The organism is Campylobacter concisus, from assembly GCF_902460575.1.
GTDB classification, from domain to species: domain Bacteria; phylum Campylobacterota; class Campylobacteria; order Campylobacterales; family Campylobacteraceae; genus Campylobacter_A; species Campylobacter_A concisus_AW.
On record NZ_CABPUY010000003.1, the window covers coordinates 654,061 to 660,056 of the forward strand.

Genomic DNA, 5,996 nt, shown 5'->3' on the forward strand with positions numbered 1-5,996 from the left:
CTATGCCATAAAACATCGAAAAGTCACGCTCGAAAATTTTACTGATAGCTCCCACTGAGCAAAATTTACTTCTTTGCATAAATGCACCGATGACAATGGCACAAATAAGCGAGATAAATAAATTTGCATGCTGTGAGCCTGGGCCTTTTTCTGAGCTAAATAATGCGCCATTTTCGCCAAGTTTTAGGCCAAAGATAAGTGCTAGTAAAAGCAAAATAGCAATAATCAGTGGCAAAAACCCGATAGCTTTTGCAGTGGTTTCACTCTCAGGTAAAATGTAGCCATTTTTCTTAAAAGCTCGTCCCACAAAGACGCCAGCAAATAAGCCAACAACGCCAGCAATAGCGGTCATATCTCCGCCTCCAAGACGCAAAAATGCTCTCCAAGGGCAGCCTAAAAATATGAGGCAGCCTATCATCGCAAACACGCCTAAGAAAAACCTAGAAAATGCCGCACTGCCAGATACTGGAGTGAAATTTCTACTCCAAAGCATGCTAGCTAGAAAGCCTCCGATGATAAGCCCTAAAATTTCAGGCCTTAGATACTGAACGACTTTGGCCTGGTGAAAGCCAAGCGCACCCATGCTATCTCGTAAAAAGCAAGCCGCGCAAACGCCCATGTTTGCTGGGTTGCCAAAATGAACGAGCACTGGAGCAAGTATGCCAAGGTTCGCACCTGCGATGATGTAAAGCAATGTTTTGTTCATGTAAATTCCTGTGTAAAGGTAAAACCCGACCGGTTTCTTAAACGACATTTTAATAATCATTAAATAAAACAAAGATTAATTTTTTTAAGAGCAAAGTGGATAGAATATGCAAAAATTTCATAAAAAGGATAAATGATGAAAGATTTTATGAGCTATGCAGATAGCCTGAAAATTCTAAAAGATACGATAAATGCGTGGGAAAAGGTCGAAAAAGTAGCCATCACAGATGCGCTTGATAGAAATATCGCCTATGATGTCACAGCCGCTGAAAACTACCCAGCAAAGCCAGTTTCGGCGATGGACGGCTACGCTTTTGCCTTTAAAGAGGGTCTAAACGAGCTTGAGCTCATCACCGATCTGCCAGCAGGTAGCGACAAAGGGCTACATGTGGAGGGTAGCAAATGCGTCAAAACCTTCACCGGCTCATTAATGAGCGAAGGCACCGACACTCTTGTGCCAGTTGAAAACGTCGAGGTTAGCGGCTCAAAAATAATCATCAAAAAGAGCGTGCCAAAGGGCTTTGCTGTGCGAGCAGTGGGCGAGAGCTACAAAAAAGGCGAAATTTTAATAAAAAAAGGCACACGTCTAACCTACGCTGAGATCGCGCTTCTTGCCGAGCTTGGCGTCTTTCACGTAAGTGTATTTGTCCGTCCAAGAGTGGCGATACTAGCAACTGGTAGCGAGATAAAAGACCTTGGCGAGCCACTAGAAAACCCAGCGCAAATTCACAGCTCAAACCACGTAGGTATCGCTATGCAGATACGCAAAATGGGCGCAGAGCCGATCATCTGCGAGATCGTAAGAGATAAGGCTGAGCTTGTTAAAAAAGCGATCATAAATGCACTAAAATCAGCTGATATCTTGGTAACAACGGGTGGTATCAGCATGGGAGACTATGACTTTGTAAAGGGCGCTTTAAATGAAAATTTTAGTCTCATCATCGAGGGTGCTGCGATAAAACCAGGCCGCCACATCAGAGTGGCAAAATCAGGCGACAAATACATCTTTGCGCTGCCGGGATTTCCGTATTCGGCGATGGTTATGTGCGTGCTTTATGTAAGAGTGCTTATAAACACTTGGTTTAGCCAAGAAGAGCCAAAGATCACGGCGATAATGGACGAAGACTACAAAAAACGCTCGCCATTTTTGGAATTTACAGCGGTAAATTTAGAAAACAGAGATGGCAAGATCTTTGTAAATTTAAACGGCAAAAAGCTTGGTAGCTCAGCGATCGTAAATAACCTAACAAACGAAGCTGCACTGCTTATCATCCCTAAAGAGACAGAATTTATCGCAAAAGGTGAAGTGGTAGAAGTTTTAAAGATGCCTTGCTAAGGGTAAATTTATAGCCCTTGAAGCACTACGACGTCGGTTATCTCGGCGTCTTTTTCTATCTTAGCGTCTAGCCCTTTGGCTATTTTTATAGTGATATCTTTTGTTTGATTTGGCGTTAGAAAGATCAAATTTCTAACGTCGTTTTCGTATTCGCTAAGTCTTTCGTAGTAGCCGTTTATGCCGTGCTTGCTCTTATACTCTGGCTTTATGAAATTTAGTCTAAAAACATCTGCGCCATACTTTAGCGAGTACTCTTTAAATTCATATTTTCTTTGGCTAGTAGTCTTGAAATTTTCATTAAATAGCTTTAAAAGTGCCTTGTCGCTAACGTCTCTTGCGTCACTCTCTTTTAGCACGATCTCGTCGGCTCCGTTTGGCTCTTTGTACTCGGTGCCGTTTATAGAGTATATGGCGACGTGCATGTTATCTCTTTGCGATGCAGCACTCTTCATGAAAAACCTTAGCCTTGGATTTTGCGTGATCTGCACCTCTTTTGGGGCTACTTCATTGCCGTTTGCATCAACGTATTTCACCCCCTCAAATGTAAGTAAATTTGACTTTTTAGCTATGGATAGCGCGCAGCCTTTATCACTTAAGCAGTGATGAACTAGGTCTTGCATAAGAGCATGGTTGTCATTTACTCTTTTAGCACTTAGTGCGCTCTTTGGTACGTGTGCTACGCAGGTGCATGGCGAATTTGCCGAGCAGCCAACTATCGGCGAGCCTAAGAAGTCTTGACCCAGTATGAGCGGTATGCCATTAGATGTGATACTCCTGCCAGCTTTGCTTTTTAGCACCACTTGGCCACCATGCGGGCAAGTGATGATGTCGTCTTCTATGACTGGGTGAGCTGTGAAATTTGTAGCTACTGCACCAGAAGGCATGCTTTGATGATTTACCGCCTCTCTATCTTGTGCTTGCTTCTCTTTTTCCTCATCATTGTTAGCTCTTTTTAGCTTTATATCCAAGCTACCCCTATCTATATCATACCCAAGCACCCTTATGCTTGTGTTTTTATTTGTGATATCAAGAGAGCCTTTAGAGCTTTCATCATCTCTTGGGCTAAAGTAGTAAAAAGGCTTTTGCTCATCTTTGTTTTCATATAGATCGTGCTCTTTTTCATCTTTGAAATTTGTAAAGCCAAATTTATAGTCTTTAGCTTCATTTGCACCTTTTAGAAGTGTAGCGTTTAAGAAAAGATCGACCTTGTAGTTTTCTAGAGTATCTATATCAAATTTATCTCTTATCTTGTCATATATCCTTTCAATATCCACTATGTCTTTATCTTTTGTAAATATAGCAATGCTCTCTTTATCTTTATCCACATATACGCTAGAACTAGCTGATAAAAAGCCAAATTTTATCTCGCCTCTATCTTTTACGTCGTATAAATTTATAGAGCCACTCTGCGTGCTGTTGTCAAATAAAAGAGAGTAGGTCTGCTCTGATCTTTTCATAAAGTATGCCTTCTCATCTTGCGATGAAAGAGACCTTGTGAAATTTGACGTATAGGTGTAGAGCTTGCTAGCTTCAGCCTTGGTAGCAGTGATATCACTAGAGCTCTCATCTACTACCTTGTATGTCCTGCACTTGTGCATAGCTCTTTTATCTTCTATGCTTTCACATCCGTTTTCTTTAAATTTCTCAACTTCATCTTTGCTTATTATATTTGTGTATCGCTTCTTGTCACTAAGCTTAAATATATCTTCTATTATTAAGGCTTCTTGCTCGTCTTTTAGGTAGTGATCTGTGCGTATATCTAAGTCGTGTTTTATGTTGTTTATAAGTATAAGTAGTAGCCAGTTTTTGTTTTTGTTATATGTAATGGGCGAAATGGTGGCTTTATTGTCCATGTTGAAATTTACGCTATTGTATTGCATAGATAAATTTGTATCTAGATCAAATATAAGCTTATAGTTTTGCTCCATAAATTCATTTAGATATAAAAACGTACCTTTTAAGCTAACATTTTTTGTCTTTTCGTCATTATCTTTTTCCTTTAAAAGATATGAGAAAAAGTATAGTGTAGTAGCCGTATATGTAAGAAAGTGCGAGCTTATACTTATATCTGTTTTTGGTATCGCATCTACGTTGCCTATATTTATTAGCACCTCATTGCCATTTATATCAAGCCCAAGGTCTTGTATAGCGTTTTCATAGAGTTTGTTGTTAAAGGCTAGGCTATCATTATCAGTCTTTGCGTGGTATATGTTATTAAAATTTAAAGGTGCTGGTAGGTAGGTGTGGTCTTTGTATCCAAGTGATATATTTGTGTAAAGCTTTTGTTTAATGTTGATGATATTTTTGGCTTTGTCTAGCAAATGTGGCTCATTTAAAGCCGTATCACCTATAAATAATGCATCTGAAATAGTTTCCGTGGTATAGTCTTCTTCTCTTTTAATTTTACTTAATAATCCAGGGGAATTAAATGTATAAATTTCATCTATATATTCTGGAAAGATAAAAGCACACGCTTGGGTAAGAAAACCGCCTAGAGAGTGACCACATATATTTATCTTTTCGTTCTCTTTTAAGATAGGTATAACATTATCTAGAAAGAAATTTATTAAAGAATTTACTTGAGTTGGTACGTGCCCACTAGCTAGCATTATATCAGCCCAAATGTCTGCTGGTTCTTCGGTTAAATTCATTTCAGTGCCTCTAAAAACCAATATCCTTTTATCATTGTCTTTTGTATCTTCAAAGAGCGTAGCACTAAAACCTTCATTATCATTTTTTTGATGTTTTAGAAGTATAAATCTTGATGTAAATTTTTTAGTACGTTCTGAGATTTGGTGGTAGCCTTCTTCGTTTATAAATATACGCTGTGAAATTTCACCATTTTTTTCCTGAACGGCAATAAAGTTTTTAATGTTATTCGAGATTTTTATATATGTATCTTCTTCTCCGAATTTAAAATTTGGTTTTTTAATCGTTAAATCCTGCATAAATCTAGCTTCAACACAAAGGGCATAGGCGGTAGGTATCTTTTTTACTTCGGTAGTAACATTACCTTGTTCGTCTGTCTTTATGGATTTGATTTCTTTTTCGTACAAAAAATTTACATTATCCGCATAATCCCATCTAGGATTTGGCGTCTTTAAAATTTTCTCATTATAAAATTTATCTGAAAAACTCCAAATTTCATTCTCATCTATGTATTCAAAAAAAGCATAACTAACATCAGCTATATCAGCATAGTCTTTTATCTTATTTACCATATCTTTGTTGGTTAAATTTTTAATAGTATTCATCTATTTATCCTTATCTGAAGTGCTGACTTTTTCAAATTTATTGTTTATAAATTCAAATCTATTTCCGCCAAGCACATAGCTATAATAAATTTCTTTAAATCTTATTCCACTTGCTTCATCTCCAAATAATCCAAATTTAGCAACTTTATAAGAATATGTTACGGATAGTGATATAGGCACTATCTCGTTATTTTCTACATAAAAATATATAAAAGACATGCTAGGTTTAAATTTATTATAGTCATCGCCTATGTAATTAACTATTAGATCACTATATCTTTCAGGTATCCAAGCTTGTTTTTTGAAATCACTTCCATAATCTCTTGTGGTAACGTAGTATTTTTTACCATTAGACAACGTCTGAATAGGCACCGACTGTTTTTCTGCAGTATCTTTTATAAATTTATCTTGTGCTTCACCATCGCTATCGGTATTATATCTTTGCCTAAATTTTTCTTTATTATTGTTCCAAACTTTGTTTAAAAAATATCCATCAGTAGTAACCTGTTTTTTAACAACAAGCTCACACTCGTTTGTTGTTTTGGTGGTGTAGCAATCTCTTAACTCTTTTATCTCTTCCTCTCTCTTATCTATCTCTTTCTCTAGCTTCTCATCAAATACATAAACACCACCATATTTCTTAGCAATGCTCTCTTGTTCGCTAGTTAGATCAGAAATTCTTATAAAGCCATTAAAATAAG

General features: G+C 37.4%; 4 protein-coding genes. 1 reads left to right on the forward strand and 3 read right to left on the reverse strand.

The window, feature by feature from the left end:
• Positions 1-706, reverse strand: a 706-nt coding sequence (gene yedE / locus F3G76_RS10850; RefSeq protein ID WP_223227456.1) for a YedE family putative selenium transporter, incomplete at its 3' end; no start/stop codon positions are given.
• Positions 707-841: 135 nt separating this feature from the next.
• On the opposite strand from yedE, the gene F3G76_RS09680 reads away from it, so the two are divergent.
• A complete protein-coding gene (locus F3G76_RS09680; RefSeq protein ID WP_149706578.1) occupies positions 842-2,041 on the forward strand; it encodes a molybdopterin molybdotransferase MoeA in 1,200 nt (399 codons plus the stop codon).
• Between the two features lie 8 nt (positions 2,042-2,049).
• On the opposite strand, the gene F3G76_RS09685 is transcribed toward F3G76_RS09680, so the two are convergent.
• A complete protein-coding gene (locus F3G76_RS09685) occupies positions 2,050-5,295 on the reverse strand; it encodes an Mbeg1-like protein (RefSeq protein WP_149706579.1) in 3,246 nt (1,081 codons plus the stop codon).
• On the reverse strand, positions 5,296-5,996 hold a 701-nt coding region (locus tag F3G76_RS10600), incomplete at its 5' end, for a hypothetical protein (RefSeq protein ID WP_188116303.1).

Coding starts and splice junctions, on each gene's coding strand:
- F3G76_RS09685 (WP_149706579.1), bottom strand. CDS start 5,295: ATGAATACTATTAAAAATTTAACCAACAAAGATATGGTAAATAAGATA.
- F3G76_RS09680 (WP_149706578.1), top strand. CDS start 842: ATGAAAGATTTTATGAGCTATGCAGATAGCCTGAAAATTCTAAAAGAT.